The 24,602-nt window shown below is 69.5% G+C and carries 26 protein-coding genes and 1 tRNA gene; 15 read left to right on the forward strand and 12 right to left on the reverse strand.

Annotation, left to right across the window (positions count from 1 at the left end; translation table 11 throughout):
• Positions 1-20 precede the first annotated feature (20 nt).
• Positions 21-94: transfer RNA gene (locus AB0958_RS04290), tRNA-Pro, on the forward strand.
• Positions 95-241: 147 nt separating this feature from the next.
• On the opposite strand, the gene AB0958_RS04295 is transcribed toward AB0958_RS04290, so the two are convergent.
• The 8 genes from AB0958_RS04295 to AB0958_RS04330 all read right to left on the reverse strand — a co-directional run bounded on the left by AB0958_RS04295 (position 242) and on the right by AB0958_RS04330 (position 6,971).
• Entirely contained in the window at positions 242-982 is a 741-nt protein-coding gene (locus AB0958_RS04295; protein ID WP_366888764.1) for a hypothetical protein, read from the reverse strand.
• A 170-nt stretch (positions 983-1,152) separates the two neighbouring features.
• Positions 1,153-1,557 carry a hypothetical protein gene (locus AB0958_RS04300; RefSeq protein ID WP_366888765.1) on the reverse strand — a complete coding sequence of 135 codons (405 nt, stop codon included), beginning with the start codon at positions 1,555-1,557 and terminating at the stop codon, positions 1,153-1,155.
• Positions 1,554-3,218 (reverse strand): hypothetical protein, encoded by a 1,665-nt coding sequence (locus AB0958_RS04305; RefSeq protein ID WP_366888766.1) that lies wholly within the window; start codon positions 3,216-3,218, stop codon positions 1,554-1,556. The genes AB0958_RS04300 and AB0958_RS04305 overlap by 4 nt, the downstream gene beginning before the upstream one ends.
• 285 nt (positions 3,219-3,503) lie before the next feature.
• Positions 3,504-3,956, reverse strand: coding sequence for a DUF5615 family PIN-like protein (locus AB0958_RS04310; protein ID WP_366888767.1), 453 nt, complete (start codon positions 3,954-3,956; stop codon positions 3,504-3,506).
• Entirely contained in the window at positions 3,953-4,594 is a 642-nt protein-coding gene (locus AB0958_RS04315; RefSeq protein WP_366888768.1) for a DUF433 domain-containing protein, read from the reverse strand. The genes AB0958_RS04310 and AB0958_RS04315 overlap by 4 nt, the downstream gene beginning before the upstream one ends.
• Before the next feature lie 108 nt (positions 4,595-4,702).
• Positions 4,703-6,223 (reverse strand): LacI family DNA-binding transcriptional regulator, encoded by a 1,521-nt coding sequence (locus AB0958_RS04320; protein ID WP_366888769.1) that lies wholly within the window; start codon positions 6,221-6,223, stop codon positions 4,703-4,705.
• 39 nt (positions 6,224-6,262) lie between these two features.
• On the reverse strand, positions 6,263-6,589 hold the full coding sequence (locus tag AB0958_RS04325; RefSeq protein WP_366888871.1) for a helix-turn-helix domain-containing protein: 327 nt from the start codon (positions 6,587-6,589) through the stop codon (positions 6,263-6,265).
• A gap of 124 nt (positions 6,590-6,713) precedes the next feature.
• Entirely contained in the window at positions 6,714-6,971 is a 258-nt protein-coding gene (locus AB0958_RS04330; protein WP_366888770.1) for a helix-turn-helix transcriptional regulator, read from the reverse strand.
• 502 nt (positions 6,972-7,473) lie between these two features.
• On the opposite strand from AB0958_RS04330, the gene AB0958_RS04335 reads away from it, so the two are divergent.
• From AB0958_RS04335 to AB0958_RS04350, 4 genes are all read left to right on the forward strand, one after another.
• Complete coding sequence (locus tag AB0958_RS04335; RefSeq protein ID WP_366888771.1) at positions 7,474-8,322, forward strand: helix-turn-helix domain-containing protein; 849 nt, start codon at positions 7,474-7,476, stop codon at positions 8,320-8,322.
• 7 nt (positions 8,323-8,329) lie between these two features.
• Complete coding sequence (locus tag AB0958_RS04340; protein WP_366888772.1) at positions 8,330-9,019, forward strand: hypothetical protein; 690 nt, start codon at positions 8,330-8,332, stop codon at positions 9,017-9,019.
• A gap of 746 nt (positions 9,020-9,765) precedes the next feature.
• Positions 9,766-10,305, forward strand: coding sequence for a hypothetical protein (locus tag AB0958_RS04345; RefSeq protein ID WP_366888773.1), 540 nt, complete (start codon positions 9,766-9,768; stop codon positions 10,303-10,305).
• Positions 10,302-12,008: a mobilization protein gene (locus tag AB0958_RS04350; RefSeq protein WP_366888774.1), complete on the forward strand. Its 1,707-nt coding sequence runs from the start codon at positions 10,302-10,304 to the stop codon at positions 12,006-12,008. Before AB0958_RS04345 ends, AB0958_RS04350 begins: the two co-directional genes overlap by 4 nt.
• Before the next feature lie 30 nt (positions 12,009-12,038).
• Here the strand turns inward: AB0958_RS04350 and AB0958_RS04355 are convergent, their stop codons facing one another.
• Both AB0958_RS04355 and AB0958_RS04360 read right to left on the reverse strand, forming a co-directional pair.
• Positions 12,039-12,530 carry a hypothetical protein gene (locus AB0958_RS04355; protein WP_366888775.1) on the reverse strand — a complete coding sequence of 164 codons (492 nt, stop codon included), beginning with the start codon at positions 12,528-12,530 and terminating at the stop codon, positions 12,039-12,041.
• 17 nt (positions 12,531-12,547) lie between these two features.
• Positions 12,548-13,999: a helix-turn-helix domain-containing protein gene (locus tag AB0958_RS04360; protein WP_366888776.1), complete on the reverse strand. Its 1,452-nt coding sequence runs from the start codon at positions 13,997-13,999 to the stop codon at positions 12,548-12,550.
• A 196-nt stretch (positions 14,000-14,195) separates the two neighbouring features.
• Between AB0958_RS04360 and AB0958_RS04365 the strand changes: the two genes are divergently transcribed.
• The 8 genes from AB0958_RS04365 to AB0958_RS04400 all read left to right on the forward strand — a co-directional run bounded on the left by AB0958_RS04365 (position 14,196) and on the right by AB0958_RS04400 (position 19,959).
• Complete coding sequence (locus AB0958_RS04365) at positions 14,196-14,609, forward strand: hypothetical protein (protein WP_366888778.1); 414 nt, start codon at positions 14,196-14,198, stop codon at positions 14,607-14,609.
• Between the two features lie 4 nt (positions 14,610-14,613).
• Positions 14,614-14,763 (forward strand): hypothetical protein, encoded by a 150-nt coding sequence (locus AB0958_RS04370; protein ID WP_366888780.1) that lies wholly within the window; start codon positions 14,614-14,616, stop codon positions 14,761-14,763.
• 132 nt (positions 14,764-14,895) lie between these two features.
• Positions 14,896-15,783: a glycosyltransferase gene (locus AB0958_RS04375; RefSeq protein WP_366888781.1), complete on the forward strand. Its 888-nt coding sequence runs from the start codon at positions 14,896-14,898 to the stop codon at positions 15,781-15,783.
• Positions 15,780-16,661, forward strand: coding sequence for a phosphotransferase (locus AB0958_RS04380; protein WP_366888782.1), 882 nt, complete (start codon positions 15,780-15,782; stop codon positions 16,659-16,661). Before AB0958_RS04375 ends, AB0958_RS04380 begins: the two co-directional genes overlap by 4 nt.
• Positions 16,658-17,392 carry a glycosyltransferase gene (locus AB0958_RS04385; protein ID WP_366888783.1) on the forward strand — a complete coding sequence of 245 codons (735 nt, stop codon included), beginning with the start codon at positions 16,658-16,660 and terminating at the stop codon, positions 17,390-17,392. The genes AB0958_RS04380 and AB0958_RS04385 overlap by 4 nt, the downstream gene beginning before the upstream one ends.
• Positions 17,389-18,282, forward strand: coding sequence for a PIG-L family deacetylase (locus AB0958_RS04390; protein ID WP_366888784.1), 894 nt, complete (start codon positions 17,389-17,391; stop codon positions 18,280-18,282). Before AB0958_RS04385 ends, AB0958_RS04390 begins: the two co-directional genes overlap by 4 nt.
• Entirely contained in the window at positions 18,279-18,893 is a 615-nt protein-coding gene (locus AB0958_RS04395; protein ID WP_366888786.1) for a hypothetical protein, read from the forward strand. Before AB0958_RS04390 ends, AB0958_RS04395 begins: the two co-directional genes overlap by 4 nt.
• Before the next feature lie 7 nt (positions 18,894-18,900).
• Entirely contained in the window at positions 18,901-19,959 is a 1,059-nt protein-coding gene (locus tag AB0958_RS04400) for a glycosyltransferase (protein ID WP_366888787.1), read from the forward strand.
• Here AB0958_RS04400 and AB0958_RS04405 read toward each other — a convergent pair.
• Positions 19,929-20,966: a phosphotransferase gene (locus tag AB0958_RS04405; protein ID WP_366888788.1), complete on the reverse strand. Its 1,038-nt coding sequence runs from the start codon at positions 20,964-20,966 to the stop codon at positions 19,929-19,931. The two genes, AB0958_RS04400 and AB0958_RS04405, sit on opposite strands and share 31 nt — an antisense overlap.
• Before the next feature lie 612 nt (positions 20,967-21,578).
• Here AB0958_RS04405 and AB0958_RS04410 point away from each other — a divergent pair.
• Entirely contained in the window at positions 21,579-22,649 is a 1,071-nt protein-coding gene (locus AB0958_RS04410) for a sodium-dependent transporter (RefSeq protein WP_366888789.1), read from the forward strand.
• Positions 22,650-22,801: 152 nt separating this feature from the next.
• A complete protein-coding gene (locus AB0958_RS04415; protein WP_366888790.1) occupies positions 22,802-23,041 on the forward strand; it encodes a DUF5133 domain-containing protein in 240 nt (79 codons plus the stop codon).
• A gap of 166 nt (positions 23,042-23,207) precedes the next feature.
• On the opposite strand, the gene AB0958_RS04420 is transcribed toward AB0958_RS04415, so the two are convergent.
• Positions 23,208-24,512, reverse strand: a complete 1,305-nt coding sequence (locus tag AB0958_RS04420) for a HAMP domain-containing sensor histidine kinase (RefSeq protein ID WP_366888791.1) — start codon at positions 24,510-24,512, stop codon at positions 23,208-23,210.
• Between the last annotated feature and the right edge of the window lie 90 nt (positions 24,513-24,602).

A 24,602-nucleotide genomic window follows, 5' to 3' on the forward strand; every position in this document is an offset into this window, starting at 1 on the left:
AAGCACCACAGCAGCGACATCGGGGTGTAGCGCAGCTTGGCAGCGCGCTTCGTTCGGGACGAAGAGGTCGTGGGTTCAAATCCCGCCACCCCGACGCCGTAATACCAGGTCAGGGGCCTGATCCACTTAGTGGGTCAGGCCCCTGACTGGTTCCCGGAGATCGTTTGGGAGAAATCTGGGAGAAGATCTTGGTCGGCTTCTCCCAGGGGGTGCCCACTGGTGCGGTGGGCACCGCGGCAACTCAGGTCGCTCCAGCCTGCGCTTTCGCGAACCCGAGGCCGCACCCCGCCACTGCGCCCGGCGTGGTCCAGGAAGGCGCCGTTCCCTTCAACGCCACTTCGGCCTTCTCGACTTCCGTTGCCGCCTGTTCCCGCGCTTCCTGAGCGCGGTCCGCCGCTCTTCCGCCGACCGCCAGGAATCCGATGAGCGCGGCCACACAGCCCGCGAGCACAGCACTCTTGTCTGCTGTCCGGGCCAGCAGCCGGGCGTGGTGCAGATTGAGCCGAGCCGCGGCGGCCCGGCCTACCTCTCCTCGTCCGACTGTCGAACGGGCCGCGTTGGCGGCTCCGGCAGCACACACTTCGGCAAGCGCGGCAAACACGAACGCCAGGGAAATCAGCCCGACGAGGGCCGAGCCGACCGCCACGGGGATCGACAGGACGCGTTCCGCCGTCGGAGTGCGCGCGGCGAACGTGTTCACTACACCACCGAACACCATCCCGAAGAGCGTGAGTACGGCGAAGGCGTACCCCATCAGCGACCCGAGCGGGCCGGGTTCGCCATCTTCGTCCGCGGTGGGCTCCCGAACACCGGTCACATGCGTATCCGTGCCCGCTTCGGCTCCCGCGAACGAAGTATCAGGCGGATGTACCTCGACCGGAGACGGCGAGCAATTCACCTGCCCGATGGACTGAGCCGAAATAAAGATGCCGGAGCCGTGATCATGCTGCCCCGACCCCAGGAGCTCAGGCGTCACTTCCATGCATCACACCGTGATGATCTCAAAGGGCAGTGAGCGCCGTTCTCCCGGTGAATGCCGCTCGTACACGATCGCCGTCTCCCCGCCGGTCTCCGCACTGTATCGGCGCACGCGCCGGGCGGCAGCCGCAACGGCTCACCCCGCATCGCTGGGACGTGCGGGGTCGCTGGGCTTCAACTCAGCCAGCCAGCGATGGCGTGGACGAGTGCTTCGCCACCTTGCTCGACCATGGTTCCCGCGACCAGCGCGGGCAGGGCCTGTGCGACTCCTCGGAGCGCGCCGGCCCGGGCTTGGGGATTGGGCGTGGCTAGAGAGGCATCGACCGTGTCGGCCATCGCACGCAACGCCACAGCATGGTCCAGGTTTCCTTCGTTGCGGTCGACTTCCGCGCGGAAGGACGCGAGGAGCCCGCGTACGGTCTCAATGTCGACGGCTCCCTGGACGGAAGCGGACTGGTACACGTGGGAAATGTTCTGCCCCACGACGTTCTGGTTCGGGGCGTTGTTGTTGCCTCCGATGTGGATGCCCGAGTCGTGTGCCGGGCGCTCGTCTTCGCGGCGGCCGCGTCCCGTGATCATCGTTTGCCTCCCTGGGATCCGTTGTTCTGACCGACATCGCGGATATCGCTGCCCGCGACGTTCTGGATGGGGGCGTTGTTGTCGCCGTACACCTGGATGTTGGTGATGACCGCCGCGACCTGACGCTCGTACGGCGCCGTGTCGACACCCAGTTCCTCCAGGTACTCGGAGACGGTCCGGAAAATGCACGTCTGCATCAGCACGACGTGCCGTTTGGCGTCGTCGCTCTGGTGCATGTCGGTGACTTCCTCGGTGGAGTACCGGTCGCGCAGGCTGACCGGATCCTTCTCCTCTTCGCGGTCGCTCTCACCCTGCTCTCCCCGCCCGAGCCGGGTCACGGTTCGCCAGACCGCCAGCGGCCCTGACGCAGCGTCCAGGAGCGCCTGTGTGGCAATCCAGCCGAGCAGGCGGAGTCCCCGTTTGGCGACCGGAGTGGCAGTCACCCGTAGTTCGTTGTACAGGGGTGTCATCACGTGCGGTCGGACGGTGAGGCGCAGTTCTCCCGCCTCCAGCGCGGCGTGCACGAAGACGCTCACCACGACCTGACCGTCCCAACTGACACACTGGGCACGCAGATACAGCCGGTCCGGCACGCTCGACGGCGACCGGCGCCCCCTGCCACGCAGATTCGGCAGCTCCAGCTTCGCCACGCGGGTGCGCTGCAGCCACAACGGAGCAGGCAGCCCCTGCACCTCCGCCACGGTCAGACCTGGCAACGGGTCGGTGATCTCACGCGCTCCTCGTCCCAGTTCCCTCAGGGCCGCGCCCATCCTCCGTAGGAGCTCCCATTCCCCGAACCGTCTGACCGACTCCTCCGGATCCTTGGGCACGAGTGGAATGCCGATGTCGGCGGCGCCCCAGACATCGCGCCCGGCGCCGACGAAGCGCTCCGGATAGTCGTACGGCAGTTCCAGCCACGTCTGCTCGCTGCCCAGCCGGGTCATCCGACGCGCGGCTTTCGGAGCCGCCCACGGCAACCGATCGGACGACACTCCCGCACGTGTGATTGTCGCGAGGGCCGCCCGGGCCGCCAACCGGTCTCCCGCATGCACCAGCGCCGTGGCCGTCAGGAACGCGAAGGGCAGCAGGAGCAGTCCGAGCCGCAGGCCCACCACTTCACTTCCGGTCGGCTTATAAGGGACAACCGCAAGCACCCACGGCACGCACAGCGCGAAGTACGCGGACCGGGGAGAGGGAGCCAACCGTGACTTCTTCACCTTCCGCGCCGCCCTCAGCGCGGCCCACCGCATCAACAGAGCGACCACGACGGCACCACCCCACACCACGGCGGCCCGTGGTGTCAGGTACGCCAGAGCCGCGGCCACGAGCAGCACGCCCAGCCACCGTAACCTCCACCGCCTTCGCGCGCGGAGACTGTGCGCCACCACCGGCACGAGGTCGAACCCGTACGACGGGACAGACAACGGCGGCCCGTGCAGGACGTGATCCATCACCCACCGTGCCATCGGCTCCCCCAACGGAGGACAGTCATCACTACCCTCCAGGTAGATACGCCGCCGTGTACTGCGCCGTGGCTTGTCCGCCTTGCCGCCCTTGCCCCGGACCTTGCGCCACCACGACTTGACCGCCCTCACGCGATCAGGGCGCGCGTACACGGCCTGGCACAGCAGCTGGGTCACTTCCGACGAGGTCGGATCCACCTGACCGTGATGGGACTCCTCAGCGACCGAAGGGCCGGCCTGAACGGGCACCTCGGGTCCGTCGACCAGCTGCTCAGCGTCCCGCTCCCGGACACGCGCCCCCCACCCGAACCCCATTGACCGCCCCCCGGTTCCTCGGTACGGCGGGCAATCCTCATGGCGCAGCTGGGACAGCACCAGATCACAAACGCGACAATGTGCTCAAGCAGCTGGTCGCTGGCGAGCTTTGGCCGAATTCCGCTCCCTTGAAGAACGCGGAAAGGCGTCGACTGGCTGGTGGATAGATCAGAGGGTGGGCCAGTGCTTCGGCGGGGACGCTTTCGGGTCGGTGATCTGGAGACGGTTGTGGCGCGAGGGGTCCACGGCCGTCAGAGAGACCAGATGCTGTCCGTCTGCCGCTTCAAGCTCGGCGATGGCGTGCGGAAGAGCTGCGCACACGGTGGCGATGGCGGTGCCGAGGCCGACCAGGCCGCCGTGCTTGTTGTTCGTGCGGTACTGGATGCGGTGGAGTCCCGACCGCGCGATCGCCTCGACCTCCAAAGGACGATTCAGTTGCTTGGCGTCATTGGTGATGATCGCCTGGAAACCCTCCGCCTTGGCCTTCGCATACAGCTCGATGTCCTTCGTGCCGGCCCAGCCGTCCAGTTCGTGGACGTGCATCACGTCGTGCGCGGCCAGCAGGATGCGCACGATCTCCGCCATGGGTCTGGGGACGTTCTCGTCGAGCAGCAGCTTCAAGCGGCAACCTGCGGGGAGCCGTCGACGTAGCTGTCCACGTAGTCGCTGAAGTCGACCGCATCGCGTGCGGCCGCAGCGCTGACCCCCGGGTAGAAGTCGCCGACCCGGTCCGGGGGAACACCGTCCCTCACCAGGGCCGCCACCTCTGCCGCCGGGATCCGTGTCCCTTCGATGACCGGCTCACCGCCACGCACGGCGGAGTCGACGGCGACGTGGTCGCGCGGCTTGAGCAGGTCGGGGATGTGGCGGCCGTCCTTGTAGAAGGGCGCGAGTACATCCACCAACTGGTGGATGACCACGTTGCCGCCCCGGATCAGGTCGACTGCCTGCTCGGGCTCCGCGAGGTAAATCGTGTCGGGTCCCGCGACAAGCACATAGGAAGACAGGTGTTCGCGTTCTCCCAGGTCTTCTCGAAGCGCGTCCACAGCCCTGCGGATCTTCTGCAATGACGTCTCCTTGCGGAGCTTCACGCAAGCCCGCAGGGCTACGACGTCACGGAAGGAGTAGAGGATCGGACGGGCGTCGGAGACCTCAGGCACGAGGAGCGCACCCTTCGTGCCGGAAGCGCGGCGCCAGTGGGAGAGCTGCCGCAGCGTGGCACCGGAAAGGGCCGCGGCGAGCTTGGGCTCATATGACACCGCGTTCCTCCTTTCCGCCCCATACGGACACGAGCCGACCGTACTTCATTCTCCGGTGCACCGCTCGAATAGGGAAAGGGCGCCCCTCGCCGGTGTGGATCACGCCCCTCATGCCACCGTTCCGAAGTCACGCGCCCCCAGGAGCCGCTCCAGGACGACGACCGACGACCGTGGATGCAGCCTCCGGCGAGCATCCAGCGACGCCTCCCACTGCTCGGTCAGGCCGGCCATCAGGCGCCGGCGCATGCCCGGGGTCACGTGGGCGTAGCGTGCCGAGACCGAGCCGTCGATGTGGCCCATGCGCTCGTCCATCAGGACCTTCTCCGTGCCGAGGTCCTCCATGTGGGTGCGGTGGGAGTGCCGTAGGCCGTGGGGGGTGAGGCCCGTGGCGATGGGGAGCCAGCAGGAGTCGGCGCGGTCCGCCGCGTTGCGGCCGCGGACGGGGATGCCGGGCCACGGGTCGCCGAGCAGCGGCACAGGGCGGGTCTCCTGGGGTGCCTTCTTCGGGTACCAGCCGGACGTGGCCGGCGTGAACAGCCACGTGGCGAAGCCGTTGCGGCGCCAGTGGGCGGCATTCGCGGTCGGGATGCCGCCGCGTACGAAGTTCAGCTCGGCGATGGCGAGTTCTACTCGGATGCGGGTCTCCTCCCGGACGCGGTCAGGGTGGTTGAGCACGTTGGATACCGTGCCGGTGGACACGCCTGCTCGGCGGGCGACGTCCACCAGCTTGGCTCCCTGGTGCCCACCCGTACGGGCCGTGCCCTGGCCACGGAAGACATACCGCTTGCCGTGGCAGGGGCACAGGGTCGGCTTGGTACGGGCGATGTGGTCGGAGACCAGGGCGGACAGCCAGTCCATCGCGTCGATGGTGCGGTAGCTGTCGTCCTTGGGCGGGCAGCGGATCAGTTCGCCCGAGTCCAGCTCGTACAGCTGGTGCTCCACGCGGATGGCGCCGGGCCGGGCGAACTCTGTCTCCAGGCCGACTATTTCGCCCCACCGCATGCCTGTGTAGCCCTTGAGGATCACGGCGACGAACTCGTCGTCGCGGCCGGACAGCAGGGCCGCGCGCTCGGCGATGAGCAGCAGGCCGAGCGGGTCGGTGATGACCTTTTCGGGTCCGCGGTCGCGGGAGCGGCCGGCGCGTTTGCCGCGCCCTCGGCGTTTCGCGGCTGGGTTGGACGCGATGAGGCCCTCGTCCACGGCGTCTTCCAGGATGAGGTGGAGTGTCGAGCGCCACGTCTTGACGCTGGAGGACGCGTAGACGGCCTTCTCCCGCTTCTCCCAGGTGTCCACGTCCGAGCGGAGGATGCCGGCGAGGGCCTTGTCCTCGAACTCGGGGAGCAGGTGCTCCTCGATGTGGCGCCGGTAGTTCTGCATGGTGGATGCGGCCAGATCCTGGGCGGCGTACCAGCGACTGGCGTACTCGCCGAAGGTCTCCAGTCCGGCCGCCGGGTCGCGCCAAGTGCCCCGCCGGACCTTGGCCTCTTCCTCGTCCGCGGCCTGCTTCGCCTCGCGCTTGGTGGCGAACTTGACCACCGCACCCGTCGGATCGACGACGGTGCCGTATTTCCCCTCGCTGACCTTGTACCTGCCGCGCCAGTAACTGCCGCGCTTCTCACCGAAACCCACGCCTCGTATGCCCTCCTACCTGCTGCGTTGTGGGTGTTGCTAGGCGACGGTGCCGTAATGGGACCTGCGGGGCGGTCGGGCCCGCAGACGTGGGGCGGAGGAGGTGGCGGGCTGCGGCCGGCGACTCTGTTGCGTCGGCGCCATGGGCGCTTCGAACGGCTTGTCCGGTGACCAGACGCGGTTGGCGTTCTGGGCTGCCGGCTCCTCGTTGATGCGGATGATCTCGGCGAGGTGCTCTGCGGTGAAGCGGTACGCGCGGCCGACTCGGGTGTGTGGTACCAGGCGGCGGCGCGCGCGGTCCTTGACCCACCAGGTCGAGCAGCCGAGCGTCTCGGCGATCTCCTCTGGGCGGTAGAGACGAAGCAGAGCGCCTTCGCCGTCCGTTCGGCGGGGAAGGCGTGCGAGGGCAGGGGTTATCGCGGGGTGGGACAAGAGGGATGAGTCCTTACTCGGTGGGAGGCGCTCGGTCGCCGGTGCTGCGTGGCGTTTCTCAGGGGAGGCTCGGTCCTCGAAGCAGCAGGAGGGGCGAGACGCGGAGGGCCTGGGCGAGGGCGACGAGGTCGTCGATGTCGCAGCGCCGGTGGGCGCGTTCGATGCGGGAAAGCATCGTGTTGGACATCGGGCGGCCGAGGGCGGTGACGCGGGCGGCGAGCTCGCGCTGGGCGAGACCTCGTTCGGTGCGGAGGATTTCGATGGTGCGGGCGGTCCGTATTCCGGCCGGACCGATTTCCAGGGATCGTGCTGCCATAGCTCCAATTGGTAACTCTCATTCGCCGGTTTGGGTAACCGGCGATCGTCGGCTATGTTGCGCCCGGCCGTGCGACGGGGAGTGGCCGTTGGGCTGGGTTCCAGGCGATCCGGCAGGTGGTGGCTGAGGCTGCCGGACAGGTGCTCTGACGTGGGGTGTTGTGTTGTAGCTTGACCTCCGGAAGAGGTCAACAGCTTCCCGATGTGATCCTTCTGGCTCGACCCTGCGGGCAACCAATTTCGGCAACAGCGAATCCGGGTCTACCCTTTTGGTAATGCCTCGGAGTGCGTGTTCGCCGTCAGCTGTCTGATTTCCCGGCGGAATGCTGGACTTCTGTGGCGTTGATGTGGCTGTCTTGGCTAGGCGAAGCCACCAGCTCCCTGCCCGCGCAGGCCCTCAGCCCCTCCGGGCGAGGCTGCGTCGCCACTCTCCCTCTGCGCACCGCCCGACCAGGGCCCGCGCCCCCTGCCCAACCTCAACCTCACCTAGGAGCCGCCGACCCATGAGCTACGACGCCCGCGAATGGGTGTGGGCCCACAGCCGCAGCAAGGGCACCGCCCGCATGGTGCTCGCGCTGATCGCCGACCGCTGCCTCGACGGACGCTGCGTCGCCTACGCCTCCGTGCCCACCCTCATGAAGCGAGCGAACGCCTCCCGTACCGCCGTGCGTGACGCCCTCGCCAAGCTGGTCGCCATCGGCGAACTGGTGCCGCTCGCCGACCGCAAAGGGCCGCGTGGGGAGACGTACTACCACCTCCTAGACGCCGCCCGGTTCCTCGCCGAACAGGCCGCGGAGGGGGACCGGAATCCGGCACTCCAGGGGGATCGAATTCCAACCCCCGAGGGGTCGGAATCTGACCCTGCCGGGTGCTTGGATGGGGGACCGGAATCCGAACCCGGGGAACGAAATCCGACCCCCAGGGGGAACGGATTCCAACCCGCCGGGGGTGCAGATTCCGACCCCCAGAACAGAAGAGAACCGAAGGTGAACGGTAAGAGCAGCAGCCGATCTGCCCCACTCATCTCCGCCACCGAGTGGCAGATCGACGACGACGCCCATACCTGGCTGCAGCTCCACGGCCACCTCGACCGACTCAGCGAGCAGGCGCTGCACGCCGCCGACGAGAAGTGGCGCACCTACCGGGCCACATGGGCGCCCCGCCCCGCCGCCGCATGGGCCGCCGACTGGCGCGCGTGGATCACCCGGGAACACACCCCAGCCCCCGACCGCCCGAACCTCTACGCCCTGCCCGGCGGCACGCCCTCCCCACCCACACCCGGCATGACCCGCTCCGAAGCGCACATGGCCGCCCTGCTCGCCGCCCTCGACAACCGAACTGGAACGGAGTGACGCGCCCTTGGACCGACGCGAAGTCGCCGCTGTCCTCGCCTACACCGGCCGCCTCGACCCCCGCACCATCCGCACCGGCACCGGCGAGGCCCGTGACCAGATCGCCCAGTGGCAGGAGCTGCTCGACGACGTCCCCTTCGCCACCGACCACGGCTGGGACGTCCGCGAGGCGATACGGACCCACATCCTCGACTCGCCGTACCCGATCCTCCCCGTGGACGTCGCCCGCAGATGGCAGGCCCACCGACGCGACCGCCTCGACCGGCACACCGACCCCACGCCGGAGGCCGACCCGGACGATCCGGCCGCCTGGCGAACCGAGCTGCTCCGCACCCGGAACGCCGTCGCCGTCGGCGTTGCCGCTCCTTCGACGCACCGACAGCTCACCAGCGAAGGCCGGCCTCGCGACATCGAGGAGCGCCTGCGCGAGATCGGGTCGTGCATCCCGCCGGAAGCCCGCGCCCAGCTAGCCCGCTACCGACCGGCCCGCGCCGCACGCGAGACCGCCGTCGCCAGCGGCGTCCCCGACGCGCTCAGCGTCCGATGCCAGTGGTGCCACGCACCCGCGGGCTCCCCGTGCCGTCAGCGACGGACGAGTCCTGACGGGTCCGTCAGGGGCAACGCCGTACGTGCGACTCCGCACCCGTCACGCATCCATCTCGCCACCGCCCGGCTCGACCGGCAACAGGGCGTGTGACGGAGCCCGACCGCGCTCCTCACCACAGCTGCGCAGTCCTACGACCGGTCGGTCCCGGGGACCGTCCCGTGCGGGACCGTCGTGCACGGGGACCGTGCTCGCGGCCGTCGGGGACCGAACCTCGGTGCCCGACGGCCCCCGCGATCACGATCACTTTCTCGCGGGGACCGTCGCGCGCGGGGACCGCGTCCCCGGGGACCGTGGCGACGGCGCGCCGGGGACCGAGATGGGACCGGTCCCCTCGGAAGCCGCAGATCAGGGGGCTAGTAGGCCGGTCCCCGGCACAATCCCGGCCACGGGGACCGACCCGCGCCAGCCCGTCCCGTCGGGACCGGGACCGTACAGCGGAACGGGACGGTCCCCCTGACGACATGTCACGGGGACCGTCCCCGATGAACATCGCCGCCACGGTCCCCAACCGTCCGGGGACCCTGCAACGCAGCAATTCGGGGACCGGTCCCCGCCGCTCGCCGTCCGACCAGGGCTCTCGCCCGACAGCCCACCCCGGATCACATCCCGCAACAGCCGAGTTGCCAAAGCCGCTGCCCCCATCGGTCATCAGGTGGCGCTTGCGGCTCAACCGCCCCGCCCGAACACACCCCGGAGAACCACACGTGCACGACCGACACCAAGAACACCCCGCCACTCACCAGGAGGCAGCAACAACACCGGCCTCAGCCGGAGCAAGTTGGAGGTTGGGACACTCCCCCACAGGGGGCGCGTCCCAACCGGCCACCGCCCCGGGGGTGGCAGAGGCAGACGACCGGCGCCAGGGGGCACCGGTCGACGAGGCTGCGACCGAGGGCGGATCGCAGCAGTCCAAGCGTGAGGGCGCCACCCCGCCCTCACCAGCCAGACCACGACCCCGCCCGCGCAAGCCGAAGCAGCGCCCCGCCGTCAGTGTCCGGCTCAGCGACAGCGAACGGGCCCTCGCTGAAGCCGGCGCACGCGCCGCGAATCTCACCCTGGCCGGATTCCTGGCCCAGGCCGGCCTCGCCGCCGCCCGCGACCTGACCGGCGTCACCGCCGCCATCGCCGACAACCGCCACGTCCTCCAGGAACTCTTCGCCGCCCGCCGCGCCCTCACCCAGTACGGCAACCTCCTCAACCAGACCGTGGCCGTTCTCAACTCCGGCGCGGACGTGCCGTACCTCGACGACGCCATCGACCGGGCGCTCACCACACGCGACCGTGTCGACGAAGCCGTCCAACGGTTCATCGCGCTCATCGACCCGAGCAGCCCCCAGCCCCGGCCGGCCCGAGGCCAGTACGGCGAGGCCGCGTGATCCCGAAGATCCACAAACAGGGCGACAACACCTACGGCCTGCTCAACTACCTCTACGGCAAAGGCACGAAGGAAGAACATGTCGATCCTCACCTCGTGGCCTCCTACGACGGCTCCGCCCCCGATCCGGGCCGCGACGAGCATGCGCCCCTGACCGCGCTCCAGCAGATTCTCGACCAGCCCCTTCAGCTCCTGGACCCCGAACAGCGCCCGCCCAATCACGTCTGGCACTGCTCGGTACGGGCTGCCCCCGGCGACCGCACGCTGTCCGACGTCGAGTGGGCCGACATCGCCCGCCGCATGGTCGCCGCCACCGGCATCGATCCGGGCGACGGCGCCGCCTGCCGCTGGGCCGCCGTCCGCCACGCCGACGACCACATCCACATCGTCGCCACCCTCGTCCGCGAGGACGGACGGCGTCCCGAGCATCACCGCTCCGGCCAGCGGGCACAGGCAGAAGCCCGCCGCATCGAGGCCGACTACGACTTGCACCGAGTAACCCCCGGCGACGGCACCGCGCCCAAGCGCCCCACCAGCGCCGAGCACCACAAGGCCGACCGGCAGGGACGCGAGCGCGCCGCGCGAGAGGAACTGCGAACAGTGGTCCGCCAGGCCGTGGCCGGCGCGAGCACCGAGGACGAGTTCTTCGCCCGGCTCCATGGGGCCGGACTGCTCGTCCGACAGCGCGTGGCCCCGTCAGGAGATGTGCTTGGCTACAACGTCGCCCTGCCCGACGACCGCAACAAGGACCACGAGCCGATCTACTACGCCGGCTCCACGCTGTCAGCTGACCTGTCCCTGCCCCGCATCAGGGAGCGCTTCACCGGCATTGTCCCGGACACGGAACACGAGCACCCCGCGAGCAGGACTCGACAGAAGCCTTCCGCTCCCGCCACAGCTCGCCGCTCCGCCACGCATTCCACCTGGACCGCACTGCTCACACTTGACCACGACGGCGAGGGTGCCGCAGCTGCGCGCATCACCGCCACCGGCGAGATCCTCGACACCCTCGCTCTGACCAGCTCGAACGACACCCGTCACCATCTTCGTGAAGCGGCCTGGGCGTTCGAACGCGCCCGCCTCTCCCACACCCGAGCCGAGCACCGGCATGCCCAGGCTCTACGTCAGGCCGCCCGCGAGCTGGTCTACAGCGGTCCCGCCCGAGGCCGAGGAGAGGACGGTGCCGCCACCGCCATGCTGATCGACACCCTCTTCTTCATGGCCCTTGCCGCCGCCCACTGGCATGCCAAGCGGCAGCACGCCCAGCAGGCAGAGGCTGCCCGCCAAGCCGCCGACCACCTGCGCGCCGCGTACGCTGCTGCCGCTGAAGCGCCCATCGCCCTGCTACGCGAACAAGGCAGGCAGGTCATCCGGCGAGTCAGCAACTGGTATGCCGTCCAGCTCCGCGTGGTTCTGCCCGACCTGGCTGACACTGTCCTCGCCGAAGCCAGCTGGCCCGCGCTCGTCGCCACCATGGCCCAGGTCCAGCAGACCGGCCACGATCCCCGAACCCTGCTCGCGGAAGCCGCCGAACAGCGGGAGCTGGACAGTGCATCCTCCGTCAGTGACGTCCTCGTCTGGCGCCTGCGCCGCATGGCAGACCTGCCCGCCGACCCGGGAACACCGCATCAGCGCTCGGGCACCAGTCCGGCACCCGTCCCCCAACCGTCCTCGCCCCGCAGCAAGCCGGGCGTCCGCCGGTAACCGGCAAGGACCGGGGGACACGCGCGCGACTCAGCTCTTGCGAGCCGCTCCCCCGGGCCAGACCACGTCCACGGGGATGCCCGCTGCCTGCGCTTCGAGGACCGTGTCCGCGGTGCCGCCGCCCTTACCCGTCGGGGGCTCGCCGTTCCATACCGCGACGAGCCGGTCGGCGCGTTCGATGAGGACAGTGTTCGCGGCCTCGTACGCCTGCCGGTTGGCCGTCTCGTGGGGGAGGACGAGGACTTCCCCGGCGGCTTCGACGAGGTGGTCGAAGAGGGTGGCGTGGTCGGGCTTGACCTTGTTCTGGCGGTAGTCCTGGGAGGGGATGACTACGGTCAGGCGTCCTCCCGCAGCGAGGACGGCTTCGGCGAAGAGGGAGTCGGCGCCCTTGGCGATGCAGGAGACACCGACGAGGTCGCCGTCCTCGGCGTACTGCTTGAGCAGGTCGTCCAGGGCGGTGCGGACCAGAGGGATGCTGTCCTCGGTGAGGTCCATGTGCCCGGTCACCGCGATGGTCGTCACGGTCCTCGTTCTCCTTCTCAGGTCGACAGCAAGTCGCGGATCCTATCGCGGGCCTCGCGCACGGGCCGGGCTGCGCTGTTGCCCACCGTGTACGGGTACAGCTCACCCAGCTGGGTACGGACCCTGTTCGAGCGGGTCCCGCTGGCAGCGTCCACCGCTCGGTGAGTCTCCGCCACGGCGCCGGTCAGGTCGCCGAGCAGGAAGTGGCACTGGGCCAGGCCAATGCGGTCGAGGGCGTGGCTGCGGCCGGCTTCGGGACCGCGCCGGGCGAGGGCGTGGCGGATCTCTCCGGCTGCGGCTTCGGCGTGTTTCTTCGGGTTCTGGCGGGCGAGTTCGAGGAGTCTGCCGCCGGTGGTGCCGGCGAGTTCCGCCTCGTCGAAGTAGGCGATCCAGTACGGCTCTTCGGCCGACTTGGCATCTGTCAGCGCTTCGGTGGCCTGGGTGGTGGCGCGGTGGAAGGCGGCGGTGCGGCCCATCGCCGCGTACGCCCACGCCTCGCGGGTGTGGAGCATGGCGCGCACTCTGGGGCCGGCGACCGATCGGGCTCCGTCCTGGGCCAGGCGGACCAGTTCGAGGGCATCCTGGGGCTGCTCCCGGTAGAGCATCTGGCGGGCCATGCCAGCAAGGACGTTGGCGCCGAAGACCATGTCGCCGCCAGCGTGGGAGGCGCGAAGGGCCAGGAGGTAGTAGCTCTGGACTCGGCGCTGGAGGCCGGTGTCCCAGGCCATGGTGGCTACTGTGCCTGCCAGTTGGGCCATGACCTGGTACAGGCGCCGTTCGACCTTGGGTACCTGGTATTCGTCGAGATGAGCGGCGACCTCACTGAGCTGGCCCAGGACCGCCTTGCGGCGCAGGCCACCGCCGTACTTGTGGTCCCAGGCACGGAAGGCACGAGCGGTGGACTCCAGTTCCTCGACCTCCCGTACACCGAGTCGGCCTCGGCGACGCGGCCGTGTGATGGAGGCCGTCGGCTGGAGCCAGCCCTCCAGCGGGTCGAGCAGGGCGGCGCCGGTGATGGCGGCCCCGGCCAGGGCGCGGGTCGCCGCGCGTCGGTCCATCACGAGATCGCTCCTCGTCAGATGTGCGGCCAGGTCCACAGTGGCCTCCGGCCGCCAGGGGACCTCATCAGTATCTGGCCGCTCGCCCTCCGGCTCTGCTGCCAGAGTCTCCTGGACCGTCCGGGTCTCCCAGGAACGCGGGGCGAGTCTGAGGAGGTGGCCGGGAATCCGGAGCCCGTCGGCGATTCGGCAGATGACCTCGAAGCTGGTGACCTGCTGCTGGCCGCTGATGATCGTGGAGACCTTGCCCGGGGTGAGGTGGCAGGCGGAGGCAATACGGTTCTGGGACAGGCCGCCGTATTTCTTGATCAGGGCAAAAGCGGCTGCGAAGTCGTGCTCTGCCAGGGCTCGGCGGACATCCTCGCGTTCGAGGAGGTCGGGAGCGAGCGGGCCGGGGGTGGTGGCGTCCATGGGGCCAACTTCCGGTGTGATCGTAGGCGCGATCAAGCTTCTTACGAAGCCGGGAACGAGTGTATTCCCGCCTCGGTAACACCCGCTGGTCATACCGCAGTTGCCCGCTGCTGGCGACGCTTGGTGAGTGCCTGGACCTCGTCGGTGACCGACCCCGAGGGTCCGGGCGACCGGAGTTCAGCGGCGGAGGAGAGCCATGCGCCTGCACTCACATCAGTCCCGCCTGCCCCGGGCGACCTGGGCGAGACGTCTGAGCCAGCCGACGCTGTTCGCGGCCGGCCAGGACTGGGACGCCATCCGCGTCAGGGCCGACATCGGCCTGCGGGCGGTGCGCTTCCTCGTAGCGTCCGGCACTCCCGTGGGGCCAGTGCTGCACGACCAGGGCAGCGGCCAGGCGTACTTCCTCACTCCGCCCGGCACCGCAAAGAGGTGGCAGCAGGACCAGACCCACGCGCTCGGCGAGGGGTCGTGGGTCGTGCTGGCTCCGCCGGGCTGGGAGGACGGGCTGCTGCGTTGGGTGAGCGATCCGGCTGACGGCCCTGCCTACACGGCAGCCTGCGACCTCACCGTCGCGTTGACCGTCGCCGCGGGTGGGGAGATCAGCCGATGATCCCGTGGACCCGGCATACCGAGAGGCGGGCGTGATGGGGCGCGCCGTGGACTGGCTGGCCCGTTTCACAGGACCGCTCCTGATCGTGATCATCTCCGCGTCCTGCGGCTTCGTGATCGGCATCGCGGTCTCCGCCATCCCGTCATCCCCCTGAACTCCCGCTCTCTGCCGGTGACCGCACTCCCCTTGAACGGCTCTTCCAGCCGCAAGGTCCTGGCAGAGAGCGGGCCGTCAGCCCGGCTGTTTCCGACACGCATCCACTCCACGAGCGGAAAGCGGACCTGCCATGTACGCGTTCGGCCTCTGCATCGACCGGCACTACCTCACCCCCGGCCTCGCCATGATCACTGGCTTGGCGGACAGCCTCACCACAAGCGCCCGCAGGGACGCGGCGCTGCGCGTCCTCACCATCGACCTCACTCCGGCCCACGCACTGCTCCTCTCCGATCTCGCCAAGCGGGCCGGCTTCGGCTCCTTCGACCTCGCACACCGCTCCCCGCTGCGCGTCTCGCGGATGGCCGACGCCTCGTACATCACGGTCACCACCTATCTGCGGTTCGAGTTCACGGCAGCGTTCGTGCGCCGCCCCTACCTGATCTACGTGGATGCGGACACCCTCGTCCGCGGTGACCTGACCGCCCCGCTCAACACCCTCGAATCTGGTGAACTCGGTGCGGTGGCCGACGAGTTCAACCCCGCCGTCGGCGAATGCCCGGCCCTGCCCGGCGCCGCGGAACGGTGGCCGCATTTCAAGGGCCGCCCCTACTACAACGCCGGTCTGTTGTGGGCCCACACCGCGGACCTGCCCAGCATCCGCGGCGGCGTCGAGCGTGCGCTGGTCCGGCAGCGTCGGCACATCCTCCACAACGACCAGGACGCCCTGAACCTGTGGATCCTGCACGCCGGCCGCGTCCGCCCGGTCGACGCCGGATACAACCGTTTCGAAGTCGGCCGCTTCCTCGAACGCGGCAACTGGGTGCGCCGCGTCATCACCCGCTCCCTACGTCCCGACCCGGCCGCACCCCTCATCCACTTCGTGGGCCCGGAGAAACCGTGGCAGGTGACGTGCCCTCGCACGGAAGACGTCCGCGAGTACCGCACCCTCTTACAACGCGCCCTGCGGCACACACGTGCGTTGGGCGCCGCCCACCCCGAGCCCGTGGGGCTTCGATGACCACGCCCCCGTCGATGGTCTCCCGCGCCTGCGCCACCCTTCTGGGCACGCCCGCCCGGACCGCGGAACGGTTGAAGGCGGGTTCACGCACCGCCGTATACCGGGCGGCACTGGCAGACGGCCGCAGCGTGATCGTGAAGTTGTACGCGCCCACCGCCGGACGCAACGCGATCACCGAAGGCACGGCGATGCGAGCCGCCGAGGCCGCCGTACCCGTCCCGAAGGTGCTCGGCTGTGGCACCACCTCCACCGACGGAGCCACCGCGCTCATCACGTCCGACCTCGGCACCTGCACCCTTGGCACCGCCGTACGCACCAGCCGCGTCCCGCACACCCAGGCACTCAAGGATCTCGGCGACCTTCTCGGCCGCCTGCACCGGGCGCCGCTCTCGCCGTCGGTCAAGCGACGCCCGTTCGTCGACTTCGTCTCATCGCTAACCCGGCGCTGCCCCGCGGACCTGATGGACCAGATCGCTCCGGCGCTCGCCCTGATCGCCGACACCCCCGAGACGGCACCGGTGGTGTGGTGCCACGGGGACCTTCACTTCGACAACGTCGTCCTCTCCGGTCCCCGGGACACACGCCATCTGGTCGACTTCACCGACGCCGCCCCAGGCTCGCGGGAGTCGGATGTCGCCCACGCCCTCGTCATGACCGCCGCCCACACGCCGTGGGACCGTGACGCGCTCACCAGCAGCTATCCCCTCGCCCTGAACAGTGCCCGTCTGTCGGCATGGGTGGTCCTGATCACCGTCCGCTGCTGGGCGTATTCCGCTCGCGGCGAGGACCAAGCCCTATGGCGGGGCCGGCTCACAGACCTCCCCCACCGAACACCCCACCTCTTCCGCACACCACGCACGGAAAGGACTCCCCGATGACCAGAGCCGCCGGCCTGACCGTCGTCATCCCCGCCCACAACGAAGCCGCGTACCTGCCCCGCTACCTCCCCACCGTCCTTGCCTCCCTCACGAGGTGGGAGGAGAGCAGCGGCGAGTTGGGGGAGGTGATCGTGGTCGACAACGCCTCCACCGACACGACCGCCGAGGTGGCTGCCTCCTTCGGCGTGCGCGTGATCAGCGAGAGTGTGCGCAGTATCGGGCGGGTCCGCAACAGCGGCGCGGCCGTGGCCGGAGGGCGGCGGTTGTTCTTTACGGACGCCGACGTTGCACTGCCCCTGGAAGCGATCACCGCCGCTGCGGCTGCGATGGACGCCGGGGCTGTCGGTGGCGCCATCCCGCCCCTGTACACCCCCAAACGGCTCGGGGCATGGCTGCTGTGCGCGTACTGGGACCACTACCGAACCGCCCACGGTGGCGCGCAGGGCGTCGCCCAGTTCGCAACCGCCTCAGCTTTCAACACGGTTGGCGGATATCGAGACGACCTGTTCATGAGCGAGGACGTCGACTTCTTCCATCGTCTGACCGCACATGGCCGGGCCACCGCCGCCCCGGTCGCGATCTTGGACGAGCTGCGCGTGCGCCCCTCCACCCGCCGCTACGACCAGTGGTCCAGCCTCCGGATGCTGTGGTGGCAGAACCCTGTGACCGCCCGTATGCGACTGAGTTCCCCGCGCATGTGGCGTCACTGGTACGGGACCACGGTCCGATGAACCAGAGCCGGACGCCCGTGACGCTGCCGGTGCCGGACGCGGAAGGGATCTACACGTTCCCCGACGACCTCGTCCGCGCTCACGAGGAGTGGACCGACCACCTCGTCGAACGCCACCGCGCACACGACGACCACGTCATCGAGCTGATGACCCCCTACAACGGCCACCCCTACTTCATCGAGCTCCGCCACCCGGCCGGCCGCCCCGTCCTCGTGATCGAGCCGCACCACGACGACTTCGCCCTTTCTGCTTCCGGAACCTTCCTCGCCCACCCCCGCCCCCTCACCGTGGCCACCGTGTTCACCCGGTCCACCAGCGTCCACCCGGCTCTGGAGGACACCTTCACCACCGAGACCGCCGTATCCCACCTACGCGAACGGGAAGGCGCCGCCGCACTCGCCCCGCTCCCCGCCGAGCGCGTCCTGCTCGGCCACAAGGACGCCGAACCGCCGTACCGGCCCTACAGCCAGGATCGCCTCAGCCGGATCACCGACGAACTCCACGAAGTCATCGCCGCCCATCCCGACGCCGAACTCCTCGCCCCGGCCGCCGTCACCCGGCACCCCGACCACCTCCTCGTGCATCGCGCCGCCGTACGCCTGGGATGCCGATGGTTCTGGGAAGACCTCGCGTTCTGGCCCACCTACGCGCTCGCCGGATGCGACCAGCACCTCTTCCGCGCCCGCACCACCCCGACCCTGACCACCGAACTGGTCGACATCACCGACGTGATCCTCGACAAGACCACCGTCCTGCGGATGCACGGCTCGCAGATGCACCCAGCACGGAAGATGTACCGGCCCATCCGGCACGCCTGGACCGCCGCCACCGGTCTCCCGGCCGGCACCGGAATCTACGCGGAACGCTTCTACCGGATGGAATCACCGTGAAGATCATCGCTGTCGAAGGACCCTCGTACGCGGGAAAGTCCACCGCGATCGAGCATCTGCGCAGCCGTGGCATCGAGATGCGAGCATTCGTATCGGATTGCTACGTCCGCCAGATCGCCCACCGCGACGACATCCCCCCGGCCCGCACCGAATCCGCGGCCGCGCAGCTCGCCGCCTTCGAGAAGTTCATGGCCATCGAGAACACCCGCGTCCGAGCAGCCCTCGCCAGCGCCAAACCCGTGGCCGTCCTCGACCGTTCCGTCGACACCCTGCTGGCCCACGCCCACGCCCTCGACGCCCTGTACGGCTACGACGTCCACGACCAACTCCGCGACCGCCTCCAGGAACTCCCATTCCTACGTCCGGACCACACCCTCTACCTCGACGTACCCACCGAAGCGTTGAGCCTGCGCCGCAAACTGGCCGGGCACACGGCAGCGGAATCCGACTACTTCCTTCACGATCCGGCGTTCCTCACCCATGCCCGGGACTACTTCGTCTCCAGAGCACGACCGGCAGTGTCACGGGAGGTAGTCATCGTCCGGGCCGACACCGACCCCGCCGACGTCGCACATGCGGTGGAATCTCTCGTCATGTTCTGGGCGAGGTGACCGGCCGATGCCCACCGCCCTCTTCGCCTGGCGGCGTACCCCGCCCCCGCTCCTCATCGGCGGGGCCGAGGTCACCCAACAACTGCTCGCCGAAGAATTCGCCGCAGCCGGCTGGCGGACCGTCTACCTCGGCTCCCACCAAGCACCCTGGGACCAGACAACACAACTCCCCCAGATACGAGCCTTCCTCGACTCGCACCACACCCCCTACGAGGAGACACGGGGCGACCTGCGCTACCAGTGGAAGAAGGTGGACTGCATCGCCGTACCGCAGCACCGGACGGCATCGGCCCTCCACAGCCTGCTGTCCGGGCTGCGGCCGGACGTCGTGTTCACATCGCAGGAAGGGGCGGCCGACCTCGCCGCCCAAGCCCGGACCACCGCACTCGTCGCGGGCATCTTGCACTCCGTGTCGAAGACCGGACTCGGGGTTCTCGCCGGCCGCCCGCACCACGGCCTTGCCGTCTCCGAATTCGTCCGCCGACGAACGCCGCAGACCGAGGGAACCCAACTCGCCGTCCTCTACCCGCCGTTCGCACCACCGCTGCCTGGTTCCCCCGTGACACGAACCGGGTCGGTACTCATGGTCAACCCGATCCCCGCCAAGGGCTCCGGCCTCCTGCACCAGCTCATCCGTACCATGCCGGAACAGGACTTCACCCTGATCGAAGGATGGTGGAACACCGCCGACCAGTTCACCGCCTATCCCAACGTGACCTACGTCCCCCGGGTCTACGACATGAGCCCCCTCTACCGCGGTCACCGACTCCTGCTGGTGCCATCCACGGTGGAGGACGCGTTCCCCCGGGTGATCGTCGAAGCCGCACTGCACGGGACACCCAGCATCGGATCGGACCGCGGCGGCATCCCCGAAGCGATCGGCTCGGCCGGAATCGTCCTGCCGCACGCGGCGGGACCGCAGGTATGGGCGGACACCATCCGCGCCTCCGACCACCAGACGCTGGGAGAGCAAGCCCGCCGGCGCGCGGCGTATCTTGCCCGACCACGTCTGCCGGACCTTGAAGCCCTCGGGATCTACCCGGCGGCGAACGCGTCCTCGACCTGATCCAGCCGCTCCGTCCACCAGTGCAACAGCGCCTCGTCCGCGGTGAACAGCTCATCGCAGGAGAAGTCACCGCGGTCGTAGTGGAACTCCAGCTGCCAGAAGTCCGTCATCCGCTTCCACCACAGCCTGCGGACACCATCCGCGAGCGCGGAGCCGTCCAGCGGCATCACCGACCGGTACCCGCCGACGAACGCCGAGACGCGAGCGAGATCGAACACTCCGTCCACCCCGAACTGCACCTGCGCCGTCCGCACGACCTCTTCCGCATACGGGCGCACGCCGACCCGGTCCCAGTCCAGGACGGCGACAAGCTCCTCGCCCTCCCACAACAGGTTCCGGTACTGGACGTCACCGTGCGTCCACCCGTGTCCACCTTCGGGCGTCGCGTGCAGGGGCCGAAGGTCAGCGTGCTCCGCGATCAGCCTTCGGCGGTGATCGAGAGCCGCTGCCGCCGCCCCATCGAAGGCGCCGGCGCCCCCTTCGGCCGCTCTCGACAGCCGGTGCGACTTCTCGACCGCTCGCTGCGGCGATGTGACGTCCGCGGTAACCGTGTCGGGCACAGCAGGCAGCAGGCCCTGACCGCAAACCCGGCCCAGGCTCAGGTGCAGGCGCCCCAGGTGGGCGCCCAACGAGGCCGCCTGAGGCAGGCTGAGGTCGACTCCCCGGACATGAGCGCCTGCCGCCCACGGGAACAGGCACCAGATGCCGCCATCAACCTCAGCGACCAGTGAGTCGGCCGTGGTGGTGACGGGGGCACTGACCGGGATGCCGTCCTCGGCCAGCGCGGCAAGAACACCGAGGTTGCGGATCAGCCGGTCAAGGGGAACGTCGGTGACCCGCTTGAGCGCAAATGCCCCGGCCGGCGTGTCCACCCTCCAGTTCACGTTCATCAGCCCGTCGGCGAGGTACCGGCGCTCTCGCACCTCTCCGAGGCCAAAGGCACCGACCAACTCGGCGAGAGTGCTGCTGGGGATGGCAGTCCGGTCGGCCACCGTGGCATCAGTCACGCGGAAGACGATACGTGAGCGCCGCCCACCGAGACGTGAAGATCACCAATCCCACATCCGCGTGCGGGCCGGTCGCCCGTGCACACAGACGTCCTCTCAGAAGGACGCCACTGTTCGACATCTCCGGGGTTGTCATCGGGGCAGGGGAAGGAGGGACTAGCACCTGGGGTATCTTCACAGGTGCGGAGCCGACTACGTGATGGGCCTGCTCACCTTATCGAGGATGAGCGCTGCACCTCCGCGGATTCGGAGCCGGCTCCAGGACGCAGATCCGTCCCCAGCAACCGTCGCTGAGACGAGGTCTCAACCAGGTTCCATGCCCATGCGCTGGGCAGCGCGTTGACTCGGTGACTTCGGGCATCTTGTTCCAGTGCGGCCGATGCCGGCAAGAGGCCGCCCGGCCGGCCTCAGATACCACCGGACTCTCAGATGTCTCGTATGTCACGCTGCCCGACCGTGCCACCCAGCCACCTGAACACATCCTGACCACCACCGTGGATCACCCGTCGCGCCCCGGTCCGTACACGCACCATGGCTGCATGCACACGTACACGCGTCGTCTCCGCATACAGGTCCTCCGTCCCGCCCCTGCCCACGCGACGGAAGACCGCTATGCACACTCCGACAACCGACCCATCGATCACTGACCGCGCGACCGCTTGGCTGCGTCGCCGCCTGGGCCGGGCCGTCGTCCTGTCCTACGCCGCCGCCCTGATCTTCCCGGGCCCCGGCCTATGGCTGCGCCACACCCACAATCTGCCGCTCGGGCCGCCGATCCGACTGCCGGTGTCCACCGCACCGTGCCTGCTGTGGCTGGTGCTGCTCTCTGCCGGACTCCAGGTCCCCGTCCGTGAGCTGGGCCGAGTGCTCCGGCGCCCAGGCGCACTGCTGGCGGGGCTCGCACTGCACCTGACGATCCCCCTGCTGGTCATCCCTCTCATCGCGTTCCTGCTGCACGCCTCGCCCGACTCCGACGGCGGCAGCGGCCTCGTCACCGCGATGATCATGATCGTCGCGATGCCGGTTGCGGCCGGGGCCACGGTGTGGACCGGCAAGGGCGACGGCGACCAGCCCACCATGGTCGGCCTGGTCCTCGCCTCCACCCTCCTCAGCCCCCTCACCACACCGCTGGTCATCCAGCTCCTCTCCCCGCTCCTGAGCGGCACGTACGCCGACTCACTCGCCGCGAGCATCCACACTGCGGGCGGTGGCTTCACCCTCGTCGGCGTGGTGCTGCCCTGCGCGGCGGGCATCCTGACCCGGCTCACCCTGCCCCCGTCCCTGGTCGGCCGGGTGCTGGGCGTCGTCGTACCTGTGGCCCTGGCCGGCTCACTTGTCCTGACCTACGTCAACGCCAGCGGCGCCCTCGGCTCCTTCGTCGCCCAGCCGCGCCCCCTGCTGCTGGGGGCCGCGCTGGTCGTCGCGGCACTGGTCTGCCAGCTGTCGTTCGCGCTGGGCCGGGGCGCTGCGCGGCTGCTGCGGCTGGACCCGCCCGCCGCCTCCTCGCTCACCCTCGCCTGCGGCATGAACAACAGCAGCGACAGTGCCGTACTGATCACCGCCGCGCTTCCGGACAAACCCCACCTGCTGCTCCCGGTCCTCGCCTACGGTCTGCTCCAGAAGACAGCCGCCAACCGAGTCGTACGTGTCCGACCTCTCAGGGCCTTGCGTTCTGTCGCCTAGAACATCGCGACCCCCGGCCCGATGCCGGGGACCGCAGGACACCGGTGCGCGCAAGCCTTCGCCGCCTGTTCTCAGGATGCGGCAGGCCCCGACGGCTGCAACCGTATGGGTGAAGAGTGATCGATGCGGGCCAGTCCGCACGGGAGGCAGTCATGATCATGGCGTCCCCTCCGCACTTGCGAGAGCTGGTCGAACGATGCGACACGCTCAGGCGCCGCCTGGCCGTCGACCACAGCGCCGAGACCGCCCGGCGGCTCGAAGACGCGGCCCGCACACTGTGTCTGCTCACCGGCGCCCGCCAACTGGACACGGCGCTGTACGTGGCCCGTCAGCAGATGGCCGAGGCGATGAGACGCGAGCAGCCCAACCACCACCGAAATGCTCAGCCCTAAGCGTCCTGGTCGGACAGGTCCGAAGACGATCAACACGGTCCCAGATCCTCACCACCACGGATCTGGGACCGGCATCATGCGCGCTAGGGACAAAGTACTACGAACTGCCTGTTCCAACGCCGATGAGTGACCGATCAACGGAACCGGGTTCGCGGCCCGTCAGTCCTCACGCCGTCCTACCCCCGCGTATCGGCACGAGCAGCGTGAAAGCAGTTGGGGCGCTGCCGGTCAGCGAGAGCCGACCGCCCAGGGACACCGCGAGATCGCGGGCGAGGGCGAGGCCGATACCCGTTCCCTGACCCCCGCCGGTGTGGCCGCGGTCGAAGAGCCGCGCCGCCGGGCCGTGAACCTCGCCCTCGTCGGTGACATCGAAGGCGAGGGCGTCGTCGAGATCGCGTACGACCAGACGTACCGTGCCGCTTCCGTGGACGCGGGCGTTGTCCAGCAGGATGTCGAGGATCTCCGTGACGGGCCCGCTGGGAACGGGGACGTCGCCCGGGACATCCCGCGCGTGGCACTCCAGGCGCCGGCCGGCCTGGGCGAACGGGCCGTGCCAGCGTTCCTCCGTCGCCCTCAGCATCTGGCCCAGGGGCCGGTCGGCCGCAGTTGCCCGGGGCAGACCACGGGATGAGGTCATGCGCAGTACCTCCTCCACTGTGTGGTGCAGCCGTCGCGTGGTAGCGAGCGCCTCGGTGAGGACGGGCCGCAGCCGGGCGTCGTCGTACTGTTCCAGGCCCGACTCCAGGGTGAGCTGGAGGCCGGTCAGGGGTGTGCGCAGCTGGTGGGAGGCGTTGGCGGTGAAGTCACGTTCATGGCGCAGGAGTTCGGACAGGCTGTGGAGCATCTCGTTGTGGGTGCGGGCGACCTGGTCGATCTCGGTGATGCTGCTGGGGTCCGCCCGGGCGTTCAGGTCCCCTTCGGTGACGGCCCGGCAGTGGCGGGAGAGGTCCTCCAGCGGCGCGGCGAGTGCTCGAGCCTGGCGGCGGGCGACGAGCACGGCGACGGCCAGCGCGACCACGGCCACGCCCAGCAGCGCCCCCCACGCCAGAAAGACCCGGTCGCGTACGGCGGTGGCCGGAGAGGACGCCCGTACGACACCGATCACCTGCTCGGCGTGCGAGACGGGCACCGCGACGACCAGATCGCCGCCCGAGCGGCCCCGGACGGCCTCGCCGGAGAGGGCCCCGTGGACCGGGGCGTCGCCGGCCTGGGGGCCGCTGCCCGCGTGCAGCCGGGCCCGGGCTTCATACAGACCGAGGTGCCCGCCGGCCGGGGGCGCGGGCAGTTCGACCGGGTCGCCGGTCGTGTAGTCCGGGCTCACGCGTACGGCGCCGGCCAGGGCGGCCCGTTCCAGGATGTCGCGCTGGTCGGCGTACAGGGTGGAGCGGATGGCCAGGGCCAGGGGGACGGCGAGGAGGACGACGGCGACCAGGGCGGCGACGACGGCGACTCGCACCACGCGCTGTCTCATGCCCTCATGATGCGCCCTCACCCGGCAAGGGCGCTCTCAGCGTCCTCTCAGCACACGTCGCCCAGGCTGGGAGAGCACCTGGCAGGCCGC

Origin of the sequence: Streptomyces sp. NPDC006655, from assembly GCF_040703965.1 — a bacterium.
GTDB lineage: Bacteria > Actinomycetota > Actinomycetes > Streptomycetales > Streptomycetaceae > Streptomyces.